Source organism: Cupriavidus sp. 05N39 (assembly GCF_056397325.1).
Genome location: NZ_JBFTNE010000260.1, coordinates 1 through 795 on the forward strand (window position 1 = coordinate 1; position 795 = coordinate 795).

At 70.7% G+C, this 795-nt stretch carries 2 protein-coding genes; both read left to right on the top strand.

What is annotated here, in order from left to right; genetic code table 11:
* Positions 1-578, top strand: a 578-nt coding sequence (locus AC1DN0_RS41170) for an alpha/beta hydrolase (RefSeq protein WP_477146619.1), incomplete at its 5' end; no start/stop codon positions are given.
* Positions 575-795 (top strand): AFG1/ZapE family ATPase (gene zapE, locus AC1DN0_RS41175; RefSeq protein WP_477146620.1); only part of this gene is annotated, 221 nt, incomplete at its 3' end. The genes AC1DN0_RS41170 and zapE, both read left to right, overlap by 4 nt.

The following is a 795-nucleotide window of genomic DNA, read 5'->3' on the forward strand; positions in this document are numbered from 1 at the left end:
CGCCGGTCCAGCCCATCGTCGCGGTGATCTGCCACCCCCTGTCCACCGAGGGCGGCACCATGCACAACAAGGTGGTGACCATGGTCGCCACCAGCCTGCGCGCGCTGGGCATCACCACGGTGCGCTTCAACTTCCGCAGCGTGGGCACCTCGGCCGGCAGCTTCGACCACGGCAATGGCGAACAGCACGACCTGGCCGCCGTGGTGGCCTGGGTCCGTGCCCAGCGCCCGGGCCAGCAGCTGTGGCTGGCCGGTTTCAGCTTCGGTGCCTTCGTCTCGCTCAAGGCGGCCGCCGCCCTGCAGCCGGATGCGCAGATCTCGATCGCCCCGCCGGCCGGGCGCTGGGACTTCGACGGCATCCAGCCGCCGGCCCAGTGGCTGGTCGTCCAGGGCGAAGAAGACGAAATCGTCGACCCGCAGGCGGTCTACCACTGGCTCGACGGCCTGGACGCGCCGCACGCGCTGGTGCGCATGCCCGACACCAGCCATTTCTTCCACCGCAAGCTGATCGACCTGCGCGGCGCGCTCACCCACGGCGTCAAGCACTGGCTGCCCGGCGCGGACACCGGCACGGCATGAGCGATTCGGTGATGACCCCGTCGCAGCGCTACGCCGATGGCGTGGCCCGGGGCGAATGGCAGAACGACCCGGCCCAGCACGCCGCCCTGGCCGAGCTGGACCGGATCCACCTGGCGCTGGTCGACAGTGCCCAGGAGGGCTGGCTGGACCGCCTGTCGGCATTCTGGAAGAAGCCCGATCCGGTCAAGGGCCTGTATTTCTGGGGTGGGGTGGGGCG